Genomic DNA, 25,041 nt, shown 5'->3' on the forward strand with positions numbered 1-25,041 from the left:
CGGGCTAGGCTTCTGGCGTGAGTACCGCATACGAGGCCGCCTCGGCCACACACGCACCTGAGGTTGTTCTCGGAGTCGGTGCGGGTATCGCCGCTTACAAGTCGTGCGAACTGCTCCGGCTCCTCACCGAGTCCGGTTACGGGGTCCGGGTGGTCCCGACTCCCGACGCGCTGCGGTTCGTGGGAGAGGCCACCTGGGCCGCTCTCTCCGGGCGCCCCGCTGCGCAGGAGGTATGGGACACGGTCCATCAGGTCGAACACGTTCGTGTCGGACAGAACGCGGACCTGATCGTCGTGGCGCCCGCTACCGCCGATCTGCTCGCCAGGGCCGCGCACGGTCGCGCTGATGACCTCCTCACCAACACTCTGCTGACCGCCCGGTGTCCGGTCCTCTTCGCACCGGCGATGCACACCGAGATGTGGGAGCATCCCGCAACACAAGCTAACGTGGCAACTCTGCGTGAGCGCGGTGCGGTGGTGCTGGATCCCGCCTCAGGGCGTCTGACAGGGACCGACACGGGACGTGGCCGCCTCCCGGAGCCGGAGGAGATCCACGCCGTATCCCAACGGTTGCTGAACCGGGGAAACCTGCCTGCGGACCTGAGAGGGTGCCGAGTGCTGATCACGGCCGGTGGGACCCGGGAGCCCATCGACCCGGTCCGCTATCTCGGGAACCATTCCTCGGGCCGGCAGGGGTACGCGTTCGCGGAGACCGCGTTGGCACGGGGAGCCGAGGTCACCGTGGTCTCGGCGAACGTCACACTCCCCGACCCCGCTGGCGCCACCGTCCGCCGGGTCGGATCCGCCGCAGAGCTACGGGAAGCCGTACTGCAGGAGCGGTCCGGAGCCGACGTGATCGTGATGGCCGCGGCGGTGGCGGACTTTCGCCCGGTGAACAGCGCTGAGGGCAAGCTCAAGAAGGACGGTGCGCAACCGCAACCGGTCGCGCTGGCCCAGAACCCGGACATCCTCGCCGAGATCTCCCAGGATCGTACGCACAGTAGTCAGGTCGTGGTGGGTTTCGCTGCGGAGACGGAGGACGTGCTTGGAAACGGCAGGTCCAAGCTCGCGGCGAAGGGCTGTGACCTGCTGGTTGTGAACCGTGTGGGGGAGGGCCGCGCTTTCGGGACCACGGACAACCAGGTGGCGGTCCTCAGCGCTGACGGTTCCGTCGCCGACATTCCGCTCTCCGAAAAAGCGGACATCGCAGACCGGGTGTGGGACTCCGTCGTCGAGCGTGTCACGAACGACGCGTCCTGACCTCCCCCGACCGGAAACTGTTGCGTGTTTGGCGACCCCGTTCCGCTGTGCGCTACGGAAAATCCCAGCACAGAACCTTTGTCAGGTTCCGTCTGGATTTTTTGCTGTGTTCTGCGTCACACTATGGTAAATGGGCTCTGAAGAGGGATTCCGTCGCCGAACATGATTCGGTTTGTCTTGTTGGGGCGGCCGAAAACGGCCGATTAACCCCCCCTGGGTCCAACGTGGACAGAGACCTCCCACTACAGTGGTCCGAGGTAATAACCCGCCGGCTCGGCGTTGGTCGAGGTGATACCGCCGTCAGACCAGCACCGAACCGGTGAGACAACTGTCAGCCAGCAGCCGCTGCAAGGAGTCACTTAACGTGTCCCGTCGTCTTTTCACCTCCGAGTCGGTCACTGAAGGCCACCCCGACAAGATGGCCGACCAGATCAGTGACGCGATCCTCGACGAGATGCTCAAGGAAGACCCCAAGAGTCGGGTCGCCGTCGAGACGATGATCACCACCGGCCAGGTACACATCGCCGGTGAGGTCACCACCCAGACCTACGTCGACATTCCCGCCGTCGTCCGGCAGAAGATCCTGGACATCGGCTACGACTCGTCGGCGAAGGGCTTCGACGGCAACTCGTGCGGCGTGTCGGTTTCCATCGATGCCCAGTCGCCCGACATCGCCCAGGGCGTGAACACCGCCCACGAAACCCGTGTCGAGCAGCACACGGACGAGCTGGACAAGCAGGGTGCCGGCGACCAGGGGCTGATGTTCGGCTACGCCTCCAATGAGACTCCCGAGCTCATGCCGCTGCCGATCAAGCTCGCCCACGCGCTCTCGGAGCAGCTCTCCGCCGTGCGCCGCAACGGCACCATCCCCTACCTCCGTCCCGACGGCAAGACCCAGGTCACCGTCGAGTACGAGGGCAACAAGCCGGTCCGTCTGGACACCGTGGTGCTGTCCACGCAGCACGCCCCCGACATCGACCTCGACGAACTGCTCCAGCCCGACATCAAGGAGCACGTCATCGAGCCGATCGTGTCGCAGTACGGGCTCGAGTCCGACAACTACCAGCTGCTCGTGAACCCCACCGGCCGGTTCGAGGTCGGGGGCCCGATGGGTGACTGCGGCCTGACCGGCCGCAAGATCATCGTCGACACCTACGGCGGTTACGCCCGCCACGGTGGTGGCGCGTTCTCCGGCAAGGACCCGTCCAAGGTCGACCGGTCCGCTGCCTACGCCACCCGCTGGGTCGCCAAGAACGTCGTCGCCGCCGGTCTCGCCGACCGCTGCGAGGTCCAGACGGCCTACGCGATCGGCAAGGCCGCCCCGGTCGGTGTCTTCATCGAGACCTTCGGCACCGAGAAGGTCGCCCCCGAGGTCATCGAGAAGGCCGTCAACGAGGTCTTCGACCTGCGTGCCGGCGCGATCGCCCGCGACCTCAACCTGTTGAAGTCGATCTACTCCAAGACCGCCTCCTACGGCCACTTCGGCCGTCAGGAAGCGGAGTTCAGCTGGGAGAAGACGGACCGCGCGGAGGCCCTGAAGGCCGCCGTGGGCGCCTAACTCCGGAGTTTTTCCGCCATACGCGGGTGGGCGTGCCTCTACCAGCACGGGGGTGCGCCCACCCGCGTTTGTGTCCGCTGTCGCCTGCGCTTCCCACGTGGATGGGCAGCACCACACACCCTCCTCGGCAGAGGAGGGAGACGAACAGTGCGGAAAAGCCGTTTCTGTCACAAGTCTCGCCGTACGTGGAGATCTGGATACGCTCGGTTAGCCCCAGAGTGGCACCGAACGCGCTCGGAACGGTGGTAACGCTGCACTTGGGGATCCCCTGCAGTCCGTTCACCCCGCTGACAGAGGGTCAGGGCAAGCCAACGGGGCGCGTCATAACTGGACAGAGGCGGAAAGCAAAGTAATACGGCCTTCCGGCGCCGGGCACCGTGAACCGCTACCCACAACACTATCGAAATAATCGGGTTGGAGCATCCAGATTCATTGGGATGCATCACCAATGAGGCGCTTCGTGGTAGCGATACCCGGTTCTCGTCACGTGCGGATGGACGACATTACGCACGACCGGAAGGCGGTGTGGCTGTCGACCAGGGCGTGCACCCGTCGTCGCGGCCGGTGTTGTGGCGTTGGTCACCTCCGGGGTGTTGGCGGGATCGGGGGTCGCCCGCAGGGTCGGTTTCGCTTCGGCTCACAAGAGTACTACAGTTCGTAGTAATCTATGGTGCACAGCCGAAGGGAGCGGTGTGATGGATCCGGAGAAGCCCCGGCCCTGCGGGATGACCCGGCGGCGGATGCTGGGGGCCACCGGAGCTGCCGGGGCTGTTGCGGCTGGCGCGGGTGCCTGCTCCTCGACGAACGAGCCGCAGCCACAGGATTCCCTGCGCGGGACGGTAGTCGCCCAGACATCGGACGTTCCTCAGGGGAGCGGGACGGTCCTGGTCGACGACAAGCTGGTGCTAACCCAACCGGAGCAGGGGGAGTTCCAGGCCTACAGCGCGGTGTGCACACACGCTGGATGCACGATCCAGGAGGTGACGGAGCGCATCCGCTGTCTCTGCCACGGCAGCGAGTTCGACATAGCCACCGGTGAGGTGGTGGCGGGCCCCGCCAACGACCCCCTGGAGAAGTTCACCGTCTCCGTGGACGGCACTGACATCACCCTGGAAGATTGACTCCCCGGCTGGTCGGCGATGACGGCTCAGGCGCCGTCCCCGTCACCGCTGTCCAGCGCTTCGGCTCCGCCCGTGCCATCATCGGACACTCCGTTCGTTCGGCTGGGCCGGCCTGTGGTGCGGAAGGCCGAGGCCGGCCACATCGCGGCGTAGGAGGAGCCCTCGCTGCTCTCGGTCAGCTCGGTGCGCATGCGTGGAAGCGACTCGGGGAAGGCCGTCTGCAGGAAACCGATCAGATGCTCTCGCAGGTCGCAGCACAGGTCCCAGCGTGCGTCCGAGTCGGCGGTTGTCACGACTATGCGCAGCTGGACCAGGCCGTTCTCCAGGATCTCGGTTGCTTGCATCGACCAACGGCGACCGTCCCACAGCGGATGCTGCGAGATGTAGGAACCGGCTTCCTCCCGTACCCGGTCGATCGGGGTCTTCCAGTCCACACGCAGCATCACGGTTCCCGTTATCGCTGTGCCCTCCTTGGTCCAGTTCTCGAAGGGCTTGGTGGTGAAGTCCGACACGGGGACCACGAGCCTGCGCTCGTCCCAGATCCGTAGCGTCACCGTGGTGAGGGTCAGCTGTTCGACCCTGGCCCATTCCCCCTCGAACACGATGACGTCGTTGATGCGCAGCGTGTCGTTGAACGCGAGCTGTAGTCCGGAGAAGAGGTTGCCGAGGGTGGACTGCGCGGCGATACCCACGACGACGCTGAGCAGGCCAGCGGAGGCCAACAGTCCCGCGCCCAGTGCCCGTACACCCTCGAAGGTGAACAGTACCGCCGTGACGGCCAGGAACCCGATGAGCGTAGCCACGACCCGGCGCAGCAGACGGACCTGGGTCTGCAACCGCCGCGCTTTGCGGTCGGCGTCCCCGTTGCGGTAGGAGAGCCTGCTCAGAACGGTGTCGGTGACGCCGTAGGCCGCGGTGAGGGCGAGCCAGGTCAGCGCGCCGATCATCGCGATCTCCATGCCGTGCTGGATCGGACCGTAGAGTGACGCGTCCTCCATCTCGGCGCGTGCGGGCAGGGCGAGATTGATCCCGATGACCACCGCCGCCGCGTACGCGGAGTACCGGCACCGGTGGACGAGCGGGCCGGCCAAGGGCTGGATCTTGGCCAACTGACGGCTGAGCACCCAGTGCGCCACAGTGACCAGGAGGACTGAGGCCGCCACTGAGACGCCGAGCCCGACCCAGTGCGTGATATTCACGGAAATCCCCTCGGGTAGGGACGAAAAGACCAGTAACACGTCTAAGGTAGACCATCACGATGCAAAATCGTGACGTCCGGTGCGTGACGACAAGCATGCCCACCGTCTGCCCGTTGCCCGTGTTCCTGCTGTGGGGAAGCGGTCGACCGGCTGCCCCGCGCCGGAAACGTGGTCTCCTGGGACTGTGTGGCCCAGGAACGGTTCCTGCGACCACAATGGGAGTATGAACCCCGACCTTCGGCCCACTCCCGGTTCGATACCGACCTCGCCCGGTGTCTACCGCTTCCGTGACGAACACCACCGGGTCATCTACGTCGGCAAGGCCAAGAACCTGCGCGCGCGGCTGTCCTCGTACTTCCAGGACCCCGCTGGGCTGCACCCGCGGACCCAGGCCATGGTCTCCGCCGCGGCCGACGTCGACTGGACACTGGTCGGGACCGAGGTGGAGGCACTGCAGCTGGAGTACTCCTGGATCAAGGAGTACGACCCACGGTTCAACGTGCGCTACCGCGACGACAAGAGCTATCCCTACCTCGCTGTGACCCTGGACGAGGAGGTGCCCCGTGTCCAGGTCATGCGCGGGGCGAAACGCAGCGGGACCCGCTATTTCGGACCGTACGGCCACGCGTGGGCCATCCGGGAAACCGTGGACCTGCTGCTGCGGGTCTTCCCGGTACGCACCTGTTCGGCGGGAGTCTACCGTAGCGCCCGCAGCAGCGGACGGCCCTGTCTCCTCGGTTACATCGGCAAGTGTTCGGCCCCGTGCGTCGGTCGGATCGACACCAGTGAGCACCGGGCGTTGGCGGAGGACTTCTGCTCCTTCATGGCCGGCGACGCGAACCGGTTCATCCGTCGCCTGGAGAAGGAGATGCGCGAGGCCGCGCAGGAGCAGGATTACGAGCGGGCCGCACGCCTCCGGGACGACATCCAGGCGCTGCGCACCGCTCTGGAGAAACAGGCCGTTGTACTCGGGGAGTCCACGGACTGCGACGTGATAGCGCTTTCCCAGGACGAGCTGCAGGCCGCCGCCCAGGTCTTCTACGTCCGTGGAGGGCGGATCCGAGGGCAGCGGGGATGGGTCGTGGACAAGGTCGAGGACGTCGACACCGGCCAGTTGGTCGAACGTTTCCTGGCCCAGACGTACGGCGGGGGTGAGAGTTCCGACAGTTCCCGAGACGTCCCGCGTGAGGTCCTCGTCTCCGACGCGCCCTCCGACCACGGGGCCGTCGCCGCCTGGCTCGGTGAGCTGCGGGGCGCGGCCGTCGAGGTTCGGGTGCCACAGCGCGGCGACAAGAAGACCCTGATGGAAACCGTCCACAAGAACGCCGAACAGACCCTTACCCGGCACAAGACACAGCGCGCCGGCGATCTGACGACCCGGAGCCGCGCCCTCGAGGAGATCCAGGAAGCGCTCGGCCTGGACGAAGCGCCGCTGCGGATCGAGTGCTACGACATCTCCAACCTGATGGGGGAACACGTCGTGGCGTCCATGGTGGTGTTCGAGGACGGCCTGGCGCGCAAGTCGGAGTACCGCCGGTTCAACGTGCGCGGTTCCGCGGGCGCGGATGACACGGGGTCGATGTACGAGGTCCTCACCCGCAGGTTCAGCCGTTACCTGGACAGCGCGAAGAAAGCGGGGGAGGCAGGCGGCGCCGTCAGTACCGGGGACGGTCCAGAAACCGTGAAGCCCTCCTCCGAAACCGGGGGCGGGACCGAGGGGGCGTTTGCCTATCCCCCTAACCTGGTGGTGGTGGACGGCGGACGTCCGCAGGTACAGGCGGCGCGACGCGCCCTGGACGAGCTCGGCATCTCCGATATCGCGGTGTGCGGTCTGGCCAAACGCTTGGAGGAGGTGTGGCTTCCGGAGGAAGAGGACCCCGTCATCCTGCCGCGAGCGGGGGAGGGGCTGTACCTGTTGCAGCGGGTGCGTGACGAGGCGCACCGGTTCGCTGTTACCTACCACCGGCAGAAACGCGCGAAGGCTCTGACGGGAAGCGCTCTGGACGATGTTCCCGGGTTGGGGCCCGCGCGGCGTAATGCTCTGTTGAAACACTTCGGATCGGTGAAGAAGCTGGCGGCGGCCAGTCAGGAGGAGATCGCGCAGGTCCAGGGGATCGGACCGGCTATCGCCGCGGCTATCCACGCGAAGCTAACCGGCGACACGGAGGACGATTCCTCCCGTTCGGCCGGCAAGAGGGAGTCAGAAAATGGGGGGTAACGACACGGTGCGCGGTCTCAGCGGGGCGCTCCCGCCGGAGATCGTCATCGTCACGGGGATGTCCGGAGCTGGCCGGAGCACGGCCGCGCGGGCTCTGGAGGATCTGGACTGGTTCGTTGTGGACAATCTCCCGCCAGGATTGCTGCCCACCATGATCGATCTGGCGGGACGTACCCAGGGAGCCGTTCCACGCGTCGCAGCGGTCGTCGACGTGCGGAGCATGGCGTTCAGCGAGGATCTGCTGTCCATAGTCGAGGAACTGCGCGGCCGGGGGATCGCAGCGCGTTCCGTGTTCCTCGAAGCCAGCGACGAGGCGCTGGTGCGCCGTTTCGAGAGTGTCCGGCGGCCACACCCGTTACAGGGTGACAACCGGCTGACCGACGGGATCTCCCGTGAGAGGGAAACGCTGCGGGCGATCCGCGGCGAGGCGGACCTGGTGATCGACACCTCACAGCTCAACGTCCACCAGCTCAAGGCCAAAGTGATCGCGTTCTTCGGTGAGGCCCAGGAAGAGCGGCCGCACGCCAACGTTGTCTCGTTCGGTTACAAGAACGGGCTCCCGGTGGACGCGGACCTCGTGGTGGACTGCCGTTTCCTGCCCAACCCCCACTGGGTTCCGGAACTGCGTCAGTTCAACGGGTGCGACGCTCCGGTGCGCGAGTACGTCCTGGCGCAGAACGGTGCCAAGGAGATGCTGGACGCCTATACGGAGGTGCTGCGTGTCCTCGTCCCCGGATACCAACGGGAGGGCAAGCACTACATGACCCTGGCCGTGGGGTGCACCGGCGGGCAGCACCGCAGCGTGGCCATGGCGGAGCAGTTCGGAGAACGGCTGCGTGAGCAGGGGGTGGACGTGAACGTTTCCCATCGCGACGTGGGTCAGGAATGACACGTGGCTCCGCGGTCTCCGCACCGGATAGCCCAGCAGCCCCAGCATCTCTAGGATTGTTCCATCTGCCGGTCGGCACGTCCGGTGCCGTGATCGGCTTCGGCGCACGTAGGTGAGGTTAGGCAGGCGCGGATGCCAGGGACGACGCACCAGCTGGACGGGGAAGACACAAGCGCCGGCTCGGACGGGACGGCCTCCCCGCGAGTGGTAGCGCTGGGTGGTGGACATGGGCTGCATGCCTCCTTATCGGCGCTGCGTCGGGTCACCGCGGATGTCACCGCTGTGGTGACCGTCGCCGACGACGGCGGCTCGAGTGGCCGGCTCCGCCGGGAGCTCGGCGTGCTGCCGCCCGGGGACCTGCGCATGGCACTGTCAGCGTTGTGCGGCGACGACGAGTGGGGGCACACGTGGAGCGAGGTCATCCAGCACCGCTTCCGTTCCACGGGTGAGCTGCACGGCCACACGGTCGGCAACCTGCTCATCGTGGCCCTGTGGGAACTCCTCGGCGACTCCGTCGCCGGACTGGACTGGGTGGGCCAGCTCCTGGGCGCCCACGGCCGTGTGCTCCCGATGTCCTCCATCCCCCTGGAGATCGCCGCCGAGGTTGAGGGGGAGGACCCGAAACGCCCGTTCGACGTGACGACGGTACGCGGTCAGGTTGCTTGCGCCAGCACCCGAGGGCGGGTGCGCTCGGTGTCCCTGGTTCCGGAGAAGCCCCCGGCCTCGCCCCAGGCGGTCAAAGCGATCAGGGAGGCGGACTGGATCGTCTTCGGTCCCGGTTCGTGGTTCACGAGCGTCCTGCCGCACCTGCTGGTGCCGGAGTTGGCCGAGGCGCTGGTGACGTCCCCCGCACGGCGTGCTGTGACGTTGAACCTGTCGCCGCAACAGGGGGAGACCGACGGTTTCCGCCCCGAGACGCACCTTGAGGTTCTGGCTGCCCACGCCCCCGGCCTGAACGTGGACGTGGTGCTGGCTGACACGGGAACGGTGCAGGAGGTCGAACCGCTGCGCGACGCGGTGGCGGATCTCGGCGGGCGTCTGGTGCTCGCCGATGTCAGCGCGCAGGACGGGGCACCGCATCACGACTCGGAAGCGCTGGCCACGGTGTTCCGGAAGGTCTTCGCCTGCTGAGGGAACGCCGCGTTTCCCGGTTCAGTTTCCGCTGGGAACTGTGGGAAGTATGAGGGTATGTACGGTATTGCCCTGTGCCGAGTGCAGGACGCCCGTGGTGTGCCACGCCGGCACGACCACGGCAGCGTGTTTCTCGTTGACCGGCTCTGGCCGCGTGGCGTCGCCAAGTCCGAGTTGGGTTTCGACGCGTGGCTCAAGGAGGTCGCGCCGAGTTCGGAGCTACGGTCGTGGTTCGGCCACGATCCCCGGCGCTGGGAGGAGTTCGTGGTCCGTTACCGGGCCGAGCTGGACACGCGTCCCGAGGCGTTGCGCCCCATCGTCGATGCTCTGGGTCGGGGGCCGGTTACTTTGTTATACGCGGCTAAGGACACGGAACACAACCACGCGGTGGTACTGCGCGACTATCTGTGTGAGATTGTGAAAGAGGCCGGGTGAGAGGCCGGTACCGTCACCGCGTGTCCTTCGGGCCCACCGGACGGGTGGGCTCCGGGAACGGCGTGTGTGTACGGTTGGTGATGTCGCGTGATGAACCATCGGGAACGTGGAGTACACGGCATTCCGGCCAAGCTAGTACGAACCCGGAAACCACAGCCCGCGTTCGCGCTCGATTGGCGTAGACACGCCATCAGGGTCGTGGTCAATTGGCGTAGGGCCAGTAGTCTGCGGCCTAAGGGGCGTGCGGTCAGCACGCTTCGCGGCAGTCAGTTCCAGGGGGAGGACCGCACCAATGGCGATGACCGGCGTGGTGAAGGACGAGTTGAGCCGGCTGTCCGTTCTCAAGCCATGCTGCCGGAAAGCCGAGGTCTCGACGATCCTGCGCTTCACCGGTGGCCTGCACCTCGTGGGCGGACGCATCGTGATCGAGGCCGAACTCGACACGGGCGCGGCAGCGCGACGGCTGCGCAAGGACATCTTCGAGGTCTTCGGTCACGACTCGGAGGTGGTTGTTCTCTCCCCCAGTGGGCTGCGTAAGGGAAACCGCTACGTCGTGCGCGTGATCAAGGACGGCGAGAGTCTCGCCCGCCAGACCGGCCTGATCGACAACAACGGCCGGCCCGTGCGCGGGTTGCCGCGGCATGTCGTCGTGGGCGGGACCTGTGACGCCAAGGCGGCGTGGCGCGGTGCCTTCATCTCGCACGGATCGCTGACCGAGCCCGGACGCTCCATGTCGCTGGAGGTGACGTGTCCCGGTCCGGAAGCTGCGCTTGCCCTGGTGGGGGCGGCACGCAGGATCAAGGTGCACGCCAAGGCCCGTGAGGTGCGTGGTGTTGACCGTGTGGTCGTGCGCGACGGCGACTCCATCGGAGCGATGCTCACCATGCTCGGTGCCCACCAGAGCGTTCTGACCTGGGAGGAACGCAGGATGCGCCGGGAGGTCCGGGCTACCGCCAACCGGCTGGCGAACTTCGACGACGCCAACCTGCGGCGCAGCGCGCGGGCTGCGGTCGCCGCCGGGGCCAGGGTGGAACGCGCACTGGAGATCCTGGGGGACGAGGCACCGGAGCACCTGGTTGCGGCTGGCAGGTTGCGGCTGGCGAACAAGCAGGCGTCGCTGGAGGAGCTCGGTCAGCTTTCGACCCCGCCGTTGACGAAGGACGCCATCGCGGGCCGGATACGGCGGTTGTTGGCCATGGCTGACAAGCGTGCCGGTGACCTGGGGATCGACGGCACCGACGCCAACCTGACGCCGGACATGATGGTCCCCTGACACCCCCGCGGACGGTGTGGTCCGGAAACGGGGGACCGTTCGACGGGCCCCTCCCACAGCCACGGCACCACCAGGGCGGATGTTGGGTTTTGTGACCCGCGGAGGAACGCGGATAACTTCCTCGAATGGTATAGACCTTTGACGGTGCATGCTGCCACGATGGGCGGGTTCCCGGGGTGCGATCCGCGCAACCAGGGTGGATACGGTTCGTCTCTCGTACTCGGATAGGCTCGGCACCGCACCCCCGGGCGCGCATTCCTGCGGATCCGGCGCGCGCAGCGCTGGGGAAGCGTGAACGAACACATGCGACACGTGAGGAGATAGGTTCCCGTGACCATCCGTGTAGGCGTCAACGGCTTCGGCCGGATCGGCCGTAACTTCTGGCGTGCGGCTCAGACCGCCGGCAGCGAGATCGAGGTCGTCGCGGTCAACGACCTAACCGATAACGCCACTCTCGCCCACCTGCTCAAGTACGACTCCGTGCTTGGCACGTTGGACGGCGACGTGGAGGTCGGCACCGACAACATCCGGGTCGGGAACACGACGATCAAGACCCTGGAGGAGCGCGACCCCGCCCAGCTCCCGTGGGGGGACCTCGGCGTGGACGTCGTCGTCGAGTCCACCGGCCGTTTCACCCAGGCCCAGGACGCCAAGAAGCACATCGACGCCGGCGCCAAGAAGGTCATCATCTCCGCTCCGGCCAAGGGCGAAGACCTGACCGTCGTGATGGGCGTCAACGACGACAAGTACGACCCCGCCCAGCACCACGTGCTGTCCAACGCCTCCTGCACCACCAATTGCGTGGCGCCCATGGCCAAGACGCTGCTGGACAACTTCGGCATCGTCAAGGGCATGATGACCACCACCCACGCCTACACCAACGACCAGGTCATCCTGGACCTCCCGCACAAGGACCTCCGCAGGGCCCGCGCGGCGGCGCAGAACATCATTCCGACCACCACGGGTGCCGCAAAGGCCACCTCGCTGGTGCTGCCGGAGCTGGAGGGCAAGCTGGACGGTATCGCGATGCGCGTTCCGGTCCCGGACGGCTCCGTCACCGACCTTGTCGTCGAGCTGGAGCGCGAGGTCAGCAAGGAGGAGGTGAACGCCGCATTCAAGGCCGCCGCCGAGGGGCCGCTGAAGAGCGTCATGCGTTACACCGAGGACCCCATCGTCTCCTCCGACATCGTGGGAACCGCCCCCTCGTGCACCTTCGACGCGGGGCTCACCATGTCCTTCGGTTCCACGGTCAAGATCATCGGTTGGTACGACAACGAGTGGGGCTACTCCAGCCGCATTGTCGACGTGGTCAAGATGGTCGGCTCCAAGCTGTGATCCGGCTTTCCCCACCGGGACTCGGGAGGCGGTAGAGCAGCGCGCGCCGAACCGCCTCCCGGCCCCTAGCCACCTGATCGACTCTCGCCAAAGGAGAACAGTATGCTCACGATCGAGGACTTCGATGTCGCGGGCAAACGCGTTTTCGTACGGGCCGACCTGAACGTCCCGCTCGACGGTGAGCGCATCACCGACGACGGGCGGATTCAGGCCGCCCTGCCAACCATCACGGAGCTCTGCCAGCGGGGGGCCCGTGTCATCGTGGCCGCCCACCTCGGACGCCCGAAGGGGGAGCCGACCCCCGAGTACTCGCTGCGGCCCGTGGCGACCCGTTTGGGTGAGCTTCTCGGCGCCGAGGTAGCGCTTGCCGAGGACACCGCCGGAGAGTCCGCTCGGGCCGTGAGCAGTGAGCTCACCGACGGCAGTGTGGCGATGCTGGAGAACCTCCGCTTCGAACCCGGGGAAACCAGCAAGGACAGCGCCGAACGGGGCGAGTTCGCCGACCGGCTGGCCCAGCTTGCCGACCTCTACGTTGGGGACGGCTTCGGCGCGGTGCACCGCAAACACGCCAGCGTCTACGATCTTCCCAACCGCCTGCCGCACGCTGCCGGAGCCCTGGTGCTGACCGAGATCGGGGTCCTCCGCGAACTGACGACCGACCCCGAGCGTCCCTACGCCGTGGTTCTGGGCGGTTCCAAGGTCTCCGACAAGCTCGGCGTCATCGACAACCTGCTCGGTACGGCGGACCGCCTGCTCATCGGCGGTGGAATGGCCTACACCTTCCTCAAGGCCAAGGGCTACGACATCGGCAGCAGCCTGTTGGAAGAGGACCAGCTCGAAACGGTGGCCGGTTACCTGAAGCGCGCCGAGGAGCAGGGCGTGCGGATCGTGCTTCCGGTGGACGTCATCGCTGCGGACTCCCTCTCCGCGGACGCCGACAACGCTCCGGCCGATGTCGGGTCCATCCCGGAAGCCCGCATGGGGTTGGACATCGGTCCCAAGAGCCGGGAGCTGTTCGCCTCGGAGCTCGCCGACACGAGCACGGTCTTCTGGAACGGCCCCATGGGCGTGTTCGAGATGGAGCCCTTCGCGGAGGGGACCCGCGCTCTGGCGCAGGCCATCCTCGACTCCGAGGCGTTCAGTGTCGTCGGCGGAGGCGATTCGGCGGCGGCCGTGCGTGCGCTCGGATTCGACGAGGACGCCTTCGGCCATATCTCCACGGGCGGCGGCGCGAGTCTGGAATACCTGGAGGGCGCGAGCCTTCCCGGTATCGAGGCGTTGGAGAGCTGAGGCCGCGCCGGTGACCCGCATCACCCGACGTGGCCAGAACTTCCGGAACAATCGGCGTTGAGGACGAACGACACCAATGGCATCCACCAACCGCACACCGCTCATCGCGGGCAACTGGAAACTGAATAACAACCACCTCGAAGCCATCGCGCTGGTGCAGAAGCTGGCATTCGCGCTCACCGACGCCGACTACGACGCGGCCGAGGTCGTCGTGCTCCCTCCCTTCACCAGCCTGCGCAGCGTGCAGACTCTGGTCGACGGGGACAAGCTCAGGCTCGGCTACGGTGCCCAGGACATATCCGAGCACGAGCACGGTGCCTACACCGGCGAGGTGTCCGGTTCCATGCTGGCCAAGCTCGGCTGCAGTTACGCGCTGGCCGGCCATTCCGAACGGCGCCAGTACCACGGTGAGAGCGACGCCGTCGTCAACGGAAAGGTGAAGGCGGCCTTCGCCAACGAACTCACCCCGATCCTGTGCCTGGGTGAGGGCCAGGAGGTGCGCAAAGCCGGTAACCAGGTGGCCCATACCGTCGCCCAGCTCGAGGCTGCTCTCGCCGAGGTCTCCTCGGAGCAGGCGGCCCGGTTGGTGGTTGCCTACGAGCCGGTCTGGGCGATCGGCACCGGAGAGGTCGCGACCCCCGAGGACGCCCAGGAAGTGTGCGCCGCCCTGCGGCAGCGCCTCAGCGAGGTTTACTCCGCTGAGGTGTCCCAGCAGGTCCGGATTCTGTACGGCGGTTCGGTGAAAGCCGACAACATTGCCGGGATAATGGAACAGGACGATGTTGACGGGGCTCTCGTCGGCGGTGCGAGTATCAAACCCGACGAGTTCGTCGCACTGGCTCGTCTCGGCCGGGAAGGCTGACATCACCGGACGGTTCCCGGACCGCACCGGGTCTTCGTTCGACTGGCGACAGGGTGGGCGCGGTGCTCGGCGCCCACCCTGCGCGTGTGTGGGAACCCGTGGGTCGTTTCCGCGGTGGGCACGGGCTGGATGGGGCAGCGCGCCGGCAGGGATAGAATGCGTGGACGGTTTCCCGTGCGGCGGGTGCCGCGGTTCGCGCGCGTGGGTTCCGGTGCGGTGGTCCGAGAGGTGGGAGACGGGGGCGTCCCCGTGGCCGTCCCGTTCTTTCCCGCCCGGACGGTCCGAGCGCGAGGGAAGGTGCCCGAGCGTGTGGCTTTCTTCCGGGGCGCGGAGGAAGCCAACGCGGTGAATGTGTGCCACCATGGCACGCGTTAGAATCGGGAACTGTCCCTGGGTCCCGTCGCCGTTGAGTTTGAGGAACGCATGGTCTCGGCTCCGGCAGCGGATCTGGTATCGAGGTTGTCAATGCCCCTTGTCGGGGTGAGTTACGGGTGAGCGTGTGATCCTCGGTCTTTCCATTTTCGTGATGGTCTGCAGTGTGCTGCTGATCCTGATGGTGCTTCTGCACAAGGGCAAGGGCGGCGGCCTTTCCGACCTGTTCGGTGGCGGTGTGACCTCGTCGCTGGGTGGTTCCTCAGTGGTGGAACGCAACCTCGACCGTCTTACGGTCGCTACCGCGATCGTGTGGATCGTGTGCGTGGTCGCGCTCGGACTGCTGATCAACCAGGGAGCCTAGCTCCGGTTTCCCTCCTGTCGGCCGGACTCCGGGTGCGAGACCGGAGTCGTGGCCGTGTGTCGCGTCCAGTGCGTGTTGGGTGTTCCCCATACAGGGGCCTGTCCGTACAGAGGAGTTTGTCGTGGGTAGTGGTAGTTCGATTCGAGGCAGCCGTATCGGTGCGGGGCCGATGGGTGAGGTCGAACGAGGTGAGGCCGCGCCACGGATCAGGGTCCCGTTCTACTGCGCCAACAAACACGAGGTCGTGCCCAGTTTCGCGGACGAGGCCGCTGTCCCCGAGGAGTGGGACTGTCCACGCTGCGGTTTCCCCGCGGGCAAGGACCCGCAGAACCCTCCGGAAGCTCCCCGCACCGAGCCGTACAAGACCCACCTGGCCTACGTGAAGGAGCGCCGCAGCGAGGAGGAGGGCCAGCGCATTCTCGACGAGGCACTGGAGAAGCTGCGGGCGACCCGTGCCGAGGTGGAAGCGCACATGGAAGCCAACGGCTCGGAGTAGGAAACGGTGTCCCGTTTCTCCGGACACGCAGCCGTTGTTCCCGTTGCTCCTCCTGCGTTCACACGGCGTGTAGCGCGCGGTTGACGGCTGCTGTATAAGCGTAAAATTCTGCCGTGCGGTTTTCCGGGCTCTCGATCGTGCTGCGTTCCAGATTCGCGCCAGCGAAGAACCGCCTGCGCTGACCTTCGGTGATCTCCAGCTGTACTCCGCGGCCGCGCCGGTTCCGGTTGGCGATGTTGCGTGGGTTCGTCCCGGCCAGGTGCCGGGGGACGTGGGTGGCCACGGCGAATCCGGCGGAGCGGAGTTCGTGGGCGATCCTGTCCGCCAGGACCGTGTCGCGGCCGCCGACGAAGGTTCGGACACCGGGCTCGATCGTTCCGTGCCAGGCGACGATCCGTTCCACACTGGCGGCCAGTTCACTCCCCTGCGGTTCGTCGAACCGGACAGAGGTGATGTGCATGTCCTCGTTGCCTCCGGGTTTGATCGCCTCGAAGGCGTAGTAGGCCCACTCGCCCGTCGCGGCCGCGTGGTCGGCGAGCTGGCTTGTCGGTGGTTCGAACATTCCACCGTGGATCGCGATGTGTGCCGCTGTGGTGCGCTGCGGAACACGCCGGAGCCGACGGTAGTCCACGCCTTCCGTCTCGTGCGTGGCGAGTTCCGCGTAGTCGCGGTACCTGTCCACCACCCGACGGGTGTGGACACGGGACGGTGCGGCTACGTCCGAGGACGGGGCCGGTTCGTACATGGGAACTCCCGGAAGGGATCGCTGGTCCTCCGTGCGCCGGCGACACCGTACGGAGTCGTCGCTCCTTCGAGTCTTTCCAGGACACGGCTTCGTCATTCAGGGAGAACAGCCAAGGTCCCTCCCGGGAGCACCGGATCACGCCCCGCACGCGCCGCTCCTCGCGCGGAGGGTGCGGGCAGGACGGGTCCCGCTTGCCGCGCCCGTTCGCGCGAACGTTTCGCGCCACTGGTCAGGACGGGCGCCTCCCTCCCAACCTGCGGGTGAGTTCGGCCGCGGTGTCGCGTGCGCGCGCGGCGAGCGCTCTCGGGGTCACCGGCCGTGCGCTGGGAACCGTCACGCTGATGGCGGCCACCGGAGCACCGTTGTGGTCGAACGCCGCCGCAGCCACCGACGCGAACCCCTCGGTTACGTGGCTGTCCTCGTAGGAGAACCCCTGGTGCCGTTCGTCACTGAGCAGACTGCGCAACTCGGACGGTGTGGCCGGTCCGCGACCGGTGCGGTTGGCGAAACTGTCCGCGTCGGGATAGAGGGCCCGGACCTGGGCCCGGGGAAGATGGGACAGCAACGCCCGTCCGGAGGCGGTGAGATGGGCGGGCAGCCTCACCCCGACCCCGGTGACGAGCGGAGGAGTGTAGCGGGGCTGTTCCTTGAGCAGGTACAGGGTGTCCGAGGCGTGCAGCACTCCCAGGTGCGCTGTCGCGCCGGTCTGCTCGCTCAACCGTTCCAGCAGTGGGCGGGCGAGGCGTTCCAGCGGTTCGTGCCGCAGGTAGGCGGAACCGATCTCGAAAGCCGCCACGCCGAGCCCCCAACGGCGCTCCTCGGGAAGGTGCGTCACGAACCCTTCCTCCGCCATGACCTCCAGTAACTGGTACACGCTGGAGCGGGGAAGGCCCAACTCCGCGGCGATGACGGCTGCGGAGACGGGTCCCGGACGTGTCGCGAGGAACCGCAACACCCGCAGCGTTCGGCCGGCCGCCGGAACCCGGGTCATACGGCCCCCGGAGCCGACGACACGATTCCTGTCGACCCGTGCGGTGCCGTGACCGCACCTCGCGTTGCGGGAACCCGCATGACAACCGCCCCACCAGTCCGGTCCCGGGTAACCGGACGTTCGTCGTACACCACGCGCGGTGCTGTGGGACAACACCGTCTCCGCGGGGAGCGGGACATCTCCGCTTCCGTTCCGGGAGGCAGTGTATGAGAACTCAGACAGAATGTGCCCGTCAGAGGTCGCGTGCCGGGAGGAAACGGCGTGCAATGGGAACATGACCATCCCGCGCGACGTTCTGCTCGGCAACGGGCAGCTGACCCCTGACGACGTGATCGCTGTGGCGCGACACGGCGCGCACGTGCGCCTGACCGAGAGCACCCGGGCTGCGGTACGCAGCGGACGTAACCGCGTCGAGGAGCTGGCAGCCACCGAGGACCCCACCTACGGGGTCAGCACCGGTTTCGGTGCGCTCGCCACGCGCCACATCGAACCCGACCTGCGTGCCCAGCTGCAACGTTCCCTCGTTCGTTCACACGCAGCCGGAACCGGAACCGAGGTCGACCGGGAGACGGTACGGGCCCTGATGTTCCTGCGGCTGCGCACCCTGGCCTCCGGAAACACCGGTTCCCGCCCCGAGACCGTCGACGCGCTCGCCGGGATGCTCAACGCGGGGATCACACCGGTTGTCTACGAACACGGCAGCCTCGGGTGTTCGGGAGACCTGGCGCCGCTCGCGCACATAGCCCTCGCGCTGACAGGGGAGGGGGAGGCCCGTGACGCGCACGGAGCGAGGGTCGACCCGGCCAGCGCCCTTCGGGAAGCCGGGCTGGGCCCCGTCGAACTGGGGGCCAAGGAGGGACTCGCCCTGATCAACGGGACGGACGGGATGCTCGGCATGCTGCTGCTGGCCTGTCGGGACCTCACCCGTCTGTTGCGTACCGCGGACATAACGGCCGCCATGAGCGTCGAGGCGTTGTTGGGGACGGACCGCGTGTTCGCCGCCGACCTCCACGAGCTGCGTCCGCACCCGGGGCAGGCGGCAGCGGCGGCCAACATGCGCCGTGTTCTCGCCGGGTCGGGAATCATGGCGTCCCACCGCGGGCCGGAGTGCTCCCGGGTCCAGGACGCCTATTCCCTGCGCTGCGCCCCTCAGGTCGCCGGGGCCGCGCGGGACACGCTGAACCATGCCGAGACCGTCGCGGCCCGGGAGCTCGCGTCGGTCATCGACAACCCGGTGATACTCGACGACGGAAGCGTGGAGTCCAACGGCAACTTCCACGGCGCTCCGCTCGGCTACGTCCTGGACTTCCTGGCGGTGGCGGTCGCGGACGTCGCCGCGGTCGCGGAACGACGCACCGACCGGATGCTGGACGTGGCACGTTCCCACGGCCTTCCCGCCTTCCTCGCCGACGACCCCGGTGTCGACTCCGGGCACATGATCGCCCAGTACACCCAGGCCGGTGTCGTCACCGACCTCAAACGCCTGGCCGTCCCGGCCAGCGCCGACTCCATACCGAGCTCGGCACTGCAGGAGGACCACGTGTCCATGGGATGGTCCGCGGCCCGCAAGCTGCGCCGCGCCCTCGACGGTCTGAACAGCGTGCTCGCCGTCGAGCTCATCACCGCGGCCCGGGCCCTGGACCTGCGTTCCCCGCTCGAACCAGCTCCCGCGACCGCTGCGGTCCGGGACGCGGTGCGCGAACGCGTCGCAGGCCCCGGCCCCGACCGCTATCTCGCCCCGGAAATATCCGCAGGGGCCGACCTGGTCGCTGACGGTTCCGTCGTATCCGCCGCCGAGAGCGTGACCAAGCTTGACTGAGTGGGGAGGCACCAGCCGATGACGGACAGATACCCGCGAGACGGGCGAAGTGCGGTACGGGCGCCGCGGGGGAGCCTGCTGTCCGCCCGGGGGTGGCAACAGGAGGCCGCGCTGCGGATGCTGCACAACAACCTGGACCCGGAGGTCGCCGAACGCCCGGAGGAACTCGTCGTCTACGGCGGAACCGGCAAGGCCGCGCGGAACTGGGCCAGCTTCGACCGGATCACCGCGTCGCTGCGGGACCTCGACGGCGACGAGACGCTGCTCGTCCAGTCGGGCAAACCCGTGGGGATCCTCCGCACCCACGAGTGGGCGCCGCGCGTCCTGCTCGCCAATGCCAACCTCGTGGGCGACTGGGCCACGTGGCCCGAGTTCCGTCGGCTGGACGAGCTGGGGCTCACCATGTACGGCCAGATGACCGCCGGGTCCTGGATCTACATCGGAACCCAGGGCATCCTGCAGGGAACGTACGAGACCTTCGCCGCGGTGGCCGCCCGCTACCCGTCCGGTGACCTCGCCGGAACGGTCACGCTCACCGCAGGGCTGGGAGGTATGGGAGGTGCCCAACCGCTCGCTGTCACGATGAACGGCGGAGTGGCCGTCGTCGTGGAATGCGACCCGGGGCGCATCGAACGGCGCGTGAACCACGGGTACCTCGACACATGGACCGACAGCCTGGACGAGGCGCTGCGGCGCGCGGAACGGGCGCGTCAGGAACGCGAACCGCTGTCCGTCGGTCTGCTGGGCAACATGGCCGAGGTGCTGCCGCGGCTGCTGCGTCGCGGAGCCCCGGTCGACATCGTCACGGACCAGACGTCCGCGCACGACCCGCTGTCCTATCTCCCCTCCGGGGTGGCCTTCGACGAATGGCGCACCTACGCCGCCGAACGGCCCGACGAGTTCGCGCACCGGGCGCGGGAGTCCATGGCCGCGCACGTGGCCGCCATGGTCGGTTTCCGCGACTCCGGCGCCGAGGTGTTCGACTACGGGAACTCGATCCGCAGCGAGGCCCACGACGCCGGATGCGCGCGGGCTTTCGACATCCCCGGTTTCGTCCCCGCCTACATCCGTCCGATGTTCTGCGCTGGGAAGGGGCCGTTCCGCTGGACAGCGATGTCGGGGGACCCCGCCGACATCGCCCGGACCGACCAGGCCGTGCTGGACCTGTTCCCGGACAACGAGCGGCTGGCCCGCTGGATCCGGATGGCGGGCGAGCGGGTCGCTTTCCAGGGGCTGCCGTCCCGGATCTGCTGGCTTGGCCAGGGAGAGCGCTCGGCAGCGGGCCAGCGGTTCAACGAGATGGTGGCCTCCGGTGAGCTCAGCGCTCCCATAGTCATCGGCCGCGACCATCTCGACACCGGATCGGTGGCCTCTCCCTACCGCGAGACCGAGGCCATGCGCGACGGTTCCGACGCCATCGCCGACTGGCCGCTACTGAACGCCCTGCTCAACACCGCCTCCGGCGCGTCGTGGGTGTCCCTCCACCACGGGGGCGGAGTCGGTATGGGGCGCTCCATCCACGCTGGCCAGGTCACCGTCGCTGACGGCACTGACCTGGCCGGGGAGAAACTGGCGCGCGTGCTGGACAACGACCCGGCGAGTGGAGTGCTTCGCCATGTGGACGCCGGCTACCCCGAGGCGGAACGGACCGCACGGCGACACGGGCTGCGCGTTCCCATGGACGAGGGTCTGACGGACACGCCCTGAGAAGACGCGGGGAAACCCGCGGCAGCGTCTATCGTCGCGCACGAACGCCCGGACACGGTAGACAACGGACCCACGACAGCGAGTGAGGGCGAAATGAGCGACAGCTTCGACCGGATGTGGGCCGAGCTGGCTCCGATCGGGAGGAACCGGACCACGGGAGGGTACCGGCGCTACTCCTGGGAGGAAGCCGACGCCGAGATGCGGTCCTGGTTCGTCAACTCCGCAACCGCCCGCGGGATGGAGACCGCAACCGACCGCAACGGAAACATCTGGGCGTGGTGGGGGACTCCCGGTCCCGGAGCGGTCGTCACCGGCTCGCACCTGGACTCGGTCCCGGACGGCGGCGCCTACGACGGTCCGCTCGGTATCGTGAGCGCGTTCGCGGCGGTGGACGAGCTGCAGCGATGCGGCCTGTCCTCCGGAACCCCACTGGCCGTCGTCGCCTTCGTCGAGGAGGAGGGAGCCCGGTTCGGAGTGCCCTGCCTGGGGACCAGGCTTCTCACCGGAGCGATCACCCCTGACCGGGCAGCCGGCCTCACCGACGCCGACGGAATCACCTGGGCGCGGGCGATGGAGAACGCCGGGCTCGACTCCACCCGTATCGGAGCCGAACCCGAGCTTCTCACGAACATCGCCGCGTTCGTGGAGCTGCACATCGAACAGGGAAGGGGGCTCCTCGACGCTCCCGTCGGAGTCGCCAGCGCGGTGTGGCCGCACGGGCGGTGGCGCATGGACTTCTCCGGACGGGCCGACCACGCCGGAACGACCCGCATCACCGACCGCAGCGACCCCATGGTTCCGTTCGCCCGCTGCGTGCTGGCCGCCCGGGATGCGGCCGAGTCCACCGGGGCCGTAGCGACCGTCGGAAAAGCCCGTGTATGGCCGAACGGCACCAACGCGATCCCCTCCCGGGTGCGTGCCTGGTTGGACGCGCGCGCACCGGACGAGGCGACGCTGCGCGAGCTCACGGACGCCGTCGACTCCGCGGCGCAACGGAGTTCCACGGAGGAGGGGGTCTTCCACGCCAGCTACCTCGAGTCCTACACCCCCGTGGTGGAGTTCGCGAGCGGACTGCGCGACCGGGTCGCCCGCCTCGTCGGCGGTGCCGAAACCCCGGTTCCCGTCCTCCCCACCGGCGCGGGACACGACGCCGGGGTGCTCGCCGCCAGCGTTCCCACGGCGATGCTTTTCGTGCGTAACCCCACCGGTGTGTCACACGCCCCCGCGGAGTCAGCCGATCCGGCCGACTGCCACGCGGGGGTGGCGGCGCTCACCGAGGTCCTGGCTGACCTGCTGACGGACGGGGTGTGAGACGGAACCGAGTCCGGCCACCGGGCGGACGACCGAACGAAACGAGGAAGGACCACGTGTGGCACAGCAACGCCCCGTAGCCCGTTACTGGTGCGAGTGGGCGTGGACCGGTGAGAGCGCCTCCGCCGTTCCGGGGGTCGCGCTCGGTGTCAGCGGCGACGGCACGTTCACCGAGGTCACCCCGAACGTCGCTGCCCCGGCAGACGCCGAACGGCTACCCGGGCTCACCCTTCCAGGGCTGGCCAACACCCACTCGCACGCCTTCCACCGCACGTTGCGCGCACGAGCCCACACCGGCGGCTCCTTCTGGGCGTGGCGCGACCAGATGTACGGCGTGCTCGGTCGCCTGACACCGGACTCCTACCACCGCCTCGCCCGTGCCGTGTACGCGGAGATGGCGTGCGCCGGCGTCACCTGCGTCGGCGAGTTCCACTACCTGCACCACACGGCGGAGGGCAGGAGCTACGACAACCCGAACGCCATGGGGGAGGCGCTGGTCGCGGCAGCGGATGAGGCCGGGATCAGAATCACGCTGCTGGACACGTGCTACCTGGCCGGAGGTCTCTCCCCCGCGGGCCGTCATCTTCCATTGGAGGGGCCCCAACTGCGGTTCGGGGACGCTGACGCTGAGACCTGGGCCGCGCGCGTCGACGCGTTTCGCCCCGACTCCGGCCACGCGAGGGTGGGAGCGGCGGCGCACTCGGTCCGCGCCGTTCCCGCCCCCGAACTGGCGCGTGTCGCCTCGTGGGCGTCGCGGCACCGTATGCCGCTGCATGTCCACGTCTCCGAACAGCCCGCCGAGAACGACGCCGCTGTGTCCGCTTACGGCCGTACACCAGCGGGGGTGCTGGCCGATGCGGGAGCGTTGACCCCCCGTACCGAGCTGGTCCACTCCACCCACCTCAGTGACGGCGACGTTCGCGCCCTTCGGGAAGCCCAGGCCGGAGTGTGCCTGTGTCCGACCACGGAGCGCGACCTCGCTGACGGTCTTCCCCGCACCGGCGACCTGGCGGCCGCACCGACGGAAACCGGAGGTCCGGTTCGGCTCAGTGTGGGTACCGACCAGCACGTCCACAGCGACATGTTCGGCGAGATGCGCGGTGTCGAGCTGCACGAGCGGCTCCGCACGGGAACCCGGGGAACGCTGGAGCCCGCTCAGCTCCTCACGGCCGGAACCCGGAACGGACACACGTCACTGGGATGGAACCCGGCGGGAACCGAGGCCGGTGTGCTGCGTGCCGGCGCACGAGCTGACCTCGTCACCGTCGGCCTGGACAGTGTCCGGCTCGCCGGGACCGACACCGAGGACGTGGTGGCCGCCGTCGTCTACGCCGCCACCGCGGCCGACGTTCGCAACGTCATGGTCGACGGTCGTTGGACCGTACGGGAGGGGACACACGCCACCCTCCCCGACACCGCTGTCGAACTGGACACCGCGATCAGGGAGTTGTACCCATGAGCACTGTCCCGCAGTCCGTCCTCGTCGACGGAATCGGAACCCTCGTCACCAACGATCCCGAGCTGGGGGAGGGGCCGCTTGGCGAGATCCACGACGCCGCTCTCGCCATCGACACCGGACACGTGGCCTGGTGCGGCCCCCGAGGCGCCGCACCCGGGACGGACGCGCGTGTGGACGCTGCGGGGCGGTGCGTCATACCGGGGTTCGTCGACAGCCACTCCCACGTCGTGTTCGCCGGGGACCGCAGCAACGAGTTCGGCGCGCGTATGAGCGGCCGGCCGTACGAGGCGGGCGGCATCCGTACCACCGTGGCCGCCACACGCGCCGCCACCGACACTGAACTGTCCGACACCGCCGCCTCGCTCGTCCGCGAGGCCCACGCCCAGGGAACCACCACTCTGGAGATCAAATCCGGCTACGGGCTGACTGTGGCTGACGAGGAGCGGCTGCTGCGCACCGCGGCTAGGTTCACCGAGGAGGTCACTTTTCTCGGGGCGCACATCGTCGCCCCGGAGTACGCCGGGGATCCCCAGGGCTACGCGGACCTGGTCACTGGCGCCATGTTGGACGCCTGCGCGCCACACGCTCGCTGGATCGACGTGTTCTGCGAGGACGGTGCCTTCGACGCGGAAACGGCGCGCCGGGTATTGCAGGCCGGACAGCGCCGGGGACTCGCGCCCCGGGTGCACGGTAACCAGCTCGGGCCGGGGCCGGGCGTGCGGGTGGCGGTCGAGTGCGGAGCTGCTTCGGTGGACCACTGCACGTACCTCAGTGATGCCGACGTCTCCGCGCTCGCCGAGTCCGCCGCGGAGGGGCCGGGGACGGTCGCCACCCTGCTTCCCGGGGTGGACTTCTCCACCCGCCAGCCCTATCCCGACGCCCGGGCGCTGCTGGACGCCGGAGCGTGCGTCGCCCTGGCCAGCGACTGCAACCCGGGCTCCTGTTTCACCTCCAGTGTCGCTTTCTGTATAGCCATGGCCGTCCGTGAGATGCGGATGAGTCCCGAGGAGGCATTGTGGGCGGCGACGGCCGGTGGCGCCCGCGCCCTACGCCGCTCCGATGTCGGACACCTGGCGCCGGGGGCTCGGGCCGACCTCACGCTCCTGGCCGCTCCCAACCCGATCTATCTGGCCTACCGGCCGGGTGTCCCGCAGGTCGCGGCGGTGTGGAAGGACGGGGAGCTGGTGAGCGGGAACCCGTGAACAGC

The 25,041-nt window shown here is 68.0% G+C and carries 21 protein-coding genes; 18 read left to right on the top strand and 3 right to left on the bottom strand.

What is annotated here, in order from left to right; genetic code table 11:
- The first annotated feature begins 17 nt into the window (after nucleotides 1-17).
- The 3 genes from coaBC (at nucleotide 18) to FHX37_RS06180 (ending at nucleotide 3,938) form a co-directional block, all read left to right on the top strand.
- Nucleotides 18-1,259: a bifunctional phosphopantothenoylcysteine decarboxylase/phosphopantothenate--cysteine ligase CoaBC gene (gene coaBC / locus FHX37_RS06170; RefSeq protein ID WP_141922635.1), complete on the top strand. Its 1,242-nt coding sequence runs from the start codon at nucleotides 18-20 to the stop codon at nucleotides 1,257-1,259.
- Between the two features lie 364 nt (nucleotides 1,260-1,623).
- Entirely contained in the window at nucleotides 1,624-2,817 is a 1,194-nt protein-coding gene (gene metK / locus FHX37_RS06175) for a methionine adenosyltransferase (RefSeq protein ID WP_141922637.1), read from the top strand.
- Between the two features lie 725 nt (nucleotides 2,818-3,542).
- Nucleotides 3,543-3,938, top strand: a complete 396-nt coding sequence (locus FHX37_RS06180) for a Rieske (2Fe-2S) protein (protein WP_141925054.1) — start codon at nucleotides 3,543-3,545, stop codon at nucleotides 3,936-3,938.
- 26 nt (nucleotides 3,939-3,964) lie between these two features.
- Here FHX37_RS06180 and FHX37_RS06185 read toward each other — a convergent pair whose 3' ends face one another.
- Nucleotides 3,965-5,137 (bottom strand): mechanosensitive ion channel family protein, encoded by a 1,173-nt coding sequence (locus FHX37_RS06185; protein ID WP_141922639.1) that lies wholly within the window; start codon nucleotides 5,135-5,137, stop codon nucleotides 3,965-3,967.
- Between the two features lie 223 nt (nucleotides 5,138-5,360).
- On the opposite strand from FHX37_RS06185, the gene uvrC reads away from it, so the two are divergent.
- The 10 genes from uvrC to FHX37_RS06235 all read left to right on the top strand — a co-directional run bounded on the left by uvrC (nucleotide 5,361) and on the right by FHX37_RS06235 (nucleotide 15,802).
- On the top strand, nucleotides 5,361-7,355 hold the full coding sequence (gene uvrC, locus FHX37_RS06190) for an excinuclease ABC subunit UvrC (protein ID WP_141922642.1): 1,995 nt from the start codon (nucleotides 5,361-5,363) through the stop codon (nucleotides 7,353-7,355).
- Nucleotides 7,345-8,244: an RNase adapter RapZ gene (gene rapZ / locus FHX37_RS06195; RefSeq protein WP_141922644.1), complete on the top strand. Its 900-nt coding sequence runs from the start codon at nucleotides 7,345-7,347 to the stop codon at nucleotides 8,242-8,244. The genes uvrC and rapZ overlap by 11 nt, the downstream gene beginning before the upstream one ends.
- A 132-nt stretch (nucleotides 8,245-8,376) precedes the next feature.
- Complete coding sequence (locus tag FHX37_RS06200) at nucleotides 8,377-9,375, top strand: gluconeogenesis factor YvcK family protein (protein WP_170181511.1); 999 nt, start codon at nucleotides 8,377-8,379, stop codon at nucleotides 9,373-9,375.
- Nucleotides 9,376-9,432: 57 nt separating this feature from the next.
- Nucleotides 9,433-9,810, top strand: a complete 378-nt coding sequence (locus FHX37_RS06205) for a DUF488 domain-containing protein (RefSeq protein WP_141922646.1) — start codon at nucleotides 9,433-9,435, stop codon at nucleotides 9,808-9,810.
- A gap of 292 nt (nucleotides 9,811-10,102) precedes the next feature.
- Complete coding sequence (gene whiA, locus FHX37_RS06210) at nucleotides 10,103-11,083, top strand: DNA-binding protein WhiA (RefSeq protein WP_141922648.1); 981 nt, start codon at nucleotides 10,103-10,105, stop codon at nucleotides 11,081-11,083.
- A 330-nt stretch (nucleotides 11,084-11,413) separates the two neighbouring features.
- The gene (gap, locus tag FHX37_RS06215; protein ID WP_141922650.1) at nucleotides 11,414-12,418 is read left to right on the top strand and encodes a type I glyceraldehyde-3-phosphate dehydrogenase; all 1,005 of its coding nucleotides are present in this window, start codon (nucleotides 11,414-11,416) and stop codon (nucleotides 12,416-12,418) included.
- 102 nt (nucleotides 12,419-12,520) lie between these two features.
- Nucleotides 12,521-13,708, top strand: a complete 1,188-nt coding sequence (locus FHX37_RS06220) for a phosphoglycerate kinase (protein WP_141922652.1) — start codon at nucleotides 12,521-12,523, stop codon at nucleotides 13,706-13,708.
- Nucleotides 13,709-13,784: 76 nt separating this feature from the next.
- The gene (tpiA, locus tag FHX37_RS06225; RefSeq protein ID WP_141922655.1) at nucleotides 13,785-14,570 is read left to right on the top strand and encodes a triose-phosphate isomerase; all 786 of its coding nucleotides are present in this window, start codon (nucleotides 13,785-13,787) and stop codon (nucleotides 14,568-14,570) included.
- 499 nt (nucleotides 14,571-15,069) lie between these two features.
- On the top strand, nucleotides 15,070-15,306 hold the full coding sequence (gene secG, locus FHX37_RS06230; protein ID WP_141922657.1) for a preprotein translocase subunit SecG: 237 nt from the start codon (nucleotides 15,070-15,072) through the stop codon (nucleotides 15,304-15,306).
- 121 nt (nucleotides 15,307-15,427) lie between these two features.
- Nucleotides 15,428-15,802, top strand: a complete 375-nt coding sequence (locus FHX37_RS06235; protein WP_141922659.1) for an RNA polymerase-binding protein RbpA — start codon at nucleotides 15,428-15,430, stop codon at nucleotides 15,800-15,802.
- 58 nt (nucleotides 15,803-15,860) lie between these two features.
- On the opposite strand, the gene FHX37_RS06240 is transcribed toward FHX37_RS06235, so the two are convergent.
- Nucleotides 15,861-16,547, bottom strand: a complete 687-nt coding sequence (locus FHX37_RS06240; RefSeq protein WP_170181512.1) for a poly-gamma-glutamate hydrolase family protein — start codon at nucleotides 16,545-16,547, stop codon at nucleotides 15,861-15,863.
- Between the two features lie 229 nt (nucleotides 16,548-16,776).
- Nucleotides 16,777-17,538: an IclR family transcriptional regulator gene (locus FHX37_RS06245; protein WP_141922663.1), complete on the bottom strand. Its 762-nt coding sequence runs from the start codon at nucleotides 17,536-17,538 to the stop codon at nucleotides 16,777-16,779.
- 274 nt (nucleotides 17,539-17,812) lie between these two features.
- On the opposite strand from FHX37_RS06245, the gene hutH reads away from it, so the two are divergent.
- From hutH to hutI, 5 genes are all read left to right on the top strand, one after another.
- Nucleotides 17,813-19,357, top strand: coding sequence for a histidine ammonia-lyase (gene hutH / locus FHX37_RS06250; protein ID WP_141922666.1), 1,545 nt, complete (start codon nucleotides 17,813-17,815; stop codon nucleotides 19,355-19,357).
- Between the two features lie 18 nt (nucleotides 19,358-19,375).
- Nucleotides 19,376-21,064 carry a urocanate hydratase gene (gene hutU / locus FHX37_RS06255; RefSeq protein ID WP_141922668.1) on the top strand — a complete coding sequence of 563 codons (1,689 nt, stop codon included), beginning with the start codon at nucleotides 19,376-19,378 and terminating at the stop codon, nucleotides 21,062-21,064.
- 93 nt (nucleotides 21,065-21,157) lie between these two features.
- Entirely contained in the window at nucleotides 21,158-22,375 is a 1,218-nt protein-coding gene (locus FHX37_RS06260; RefSeq protein WP_141922670.1) for an allantoate amidohydrolase, read from the top strand.
- A gap of 58 nt (nucleotides 22,376-22,433) precedes the next feature.
- Nucleotides 22,434-23,834: a formimidoylglutamate deiminase gene (locus tag FHX37_RS06265; protein ID WP_141922672.1), complete on the top strand. Its 1,401-nt coding sequence runs from the start codon at nucleotides 22,434-22,436 to the stop codon at nucleotides 23,832-23,834.
- The gene (hutI, locus tag FHX37_RS06270; RefSeq protein WP_141922674.1) at nucleotides 23,831-25,036 is read left to right on the top strand and encodes an imidazolonepropionase; all 1,206 of its coding nucleotides are present in this window, start codon (nucleotides 23,831-23,833) and stop codon (nucleotides 25,034-25,036) included. Before FHX37_RS06265 ends, hutI begins: the two co-directional genes overlap by 4 nt.
- The last annotated feature ends 5 nt before the right edge of the window (nucleotides 25,037-25,041 follow it).

Source organism: Haloactinospora alba, assembly GCF_006717075.1.
In the GTDB taxonomy this organism is placed as follows: domain Bacteria; phylum Actinomycetota; class Actinomycetes; order Streptosporangiales; family Streptosporangiaceae; genus Haloactinospora; species Haloactinospora alba.